Consider the following 1,631-nt stretch of genomic DNA (forward strand, 5'->3'; position numbering starts at 1 on the left):
CAGATCCGTGCCTTCGCAGGCGTCGCGCATCACGGCGGTATCGCGCACCGAACGGGTCAGAAAACCGTCAATCGCCATCCCGGCCCAGCCTTCACCTGCGTATGGCCAATAGGGCAACCGCGCGCGGGTGGGTTTGAAGCCGAAAAGCCCGCAGGAGGAAGCGGGAATTCGCACCGATCCGCCGCCATCGGAGCCATGGGCGAATGGAACAATCCCCGCCGCAACCGCTGCCGCTGCACCGCCGGAGGAGCCGCCGGAGGTGTGATTCACATCCCACGGATTGCGGGTCGGGCCGCCATAAACCGCGCTTTCGGTGGCAACGCCAATGCCGCCTTCGGGCGAGGTGGTGCGCCCGAACGTGACGACTCCCGTGGCGCGGATGCGCTGGAATATCGCGCTGTCCTTGCCGTACTGGGTGTTTTGCAACAGCCGGGAGCCGTTGTGCGATGGGAAATCAATCGCCTCACACCCCAGATCTTTCAGCAGGAACGGCACACCGCGAAACGGTCCGCGCGGCAGGCCATTGGCGATGGACGCACGCGCCACCTTCTCCTGCACAAGCACCACCGCGTTGAGGTCGGGGTTGAACTGGTCAACCGCCGCCAAGGCATGATCGAGCAGTTCAGCGGGTGAAACCTTGCCGCAGGCAACACTTGCGGCCACATCGGTTGCATCGGGGATCGGGGAAGTTTCAGTCATCGCGCGCCTGCCGTGTTTGGGAAAGGGGTCACGCCTATTGTGCCGGGGTCGCATCACCTTTGTCCATAACCTTCGCAATCTCTGCCATGATCCGCTCCGCAGTGATCGGCTTGGCCAGATAGCCATCAACCCCTGCCGAAAGATAGGATTTGCGATGTTCCGCCATGGCGTCGGCAGTCATCGCGATCACCGGAACCTTGCCCGCAGAACCGGGTAGGGCACGGATGCGCGCCAGCGTCTGCAAGCCGGTCATTCCCGGCATCTGCATGTCAAGCAACAGCAGGTCGGGCACATGCGTCTGCAAAATCTCCAGCGCCTCATCGCCGCTTGCCGCCTCCTGCATGGTCGCGCCGAGGGTCCACAAATAAGTTGCCGCGACCAAGCGGTTGGTTGCGATGTCATCGACCACCAATACGCGCAGGTTGGCGATACCTTCGCCTGGCGGCGAAGGTGTTTCAGTCCCCCCGGCGATTGCCGGTTCCGGGGGGGTATGCAGCGGAGCCGTGTTGTCGGTCGCAGGTTCCACCCGCAGGGTCAGGATGAAACGCGCGCCGCGCCCTTCGGTGCTGTCCGGCGACAGCGTAAGATCGCCCCCCATCTGCTGCGCCATCGCCCGACAGATCGACAGGCCAAGCCCGTTGCCCGCAATCGCGCTGCCCGAAGGGGAGCGCGCTGAAGCACCGGTGAGGTTGGCGCGCGCGAAAGGTTCGAAAATCCTGCTGTGCTGCTGTGCCGGGATCCCCGGCCCGGTATCTGTCACCTCTATCCGCAGCAAGCTCTGTCCCGGCGAGGACGGCGAAAGCTGCGCGGAAACATGGATGCCGCCGTCGGGCGTGTTCTTCAGCGCATTGGACAACAGGTTCGACAGGCATTGCCTTAGACGCTGCGGATCGAGCATCAGGGGTTGGCATAGTGCCGCCGAAATATCGCGG

2 protein-coding genes are annotated in these 1,631 nt (G+C 63.8%); both read right to left on the reverse strand.

All coding sequences use genetic code 11. From position 1 onward, the window contains the following. Positions 1-699 (reverse strand): amidase (locus L0H65_RS19630; RefSeq protein WP_301460863.1); only part of this gene is annotated, 699 nt, incomplete at its 3' end. 34 nt (positions 700-733) lie between these two features. Beyond that, on the reverse strand, positions 734-1,631 hold an 898-nt coding region (locus L0H65_RS19635), incomplete at its 5' end, for an ATP-binding protein (RefSeq protein ID WP_301460864.1).

This window comes from Pseudorhodobacter sp. (assembly GCF_030452865.1).
GTDB lineage: Bacteria > Pseudomonadota > Alphaproteobacteria > Rhodobacterales > Rhodobacteraceae > Pseudorhodobacter.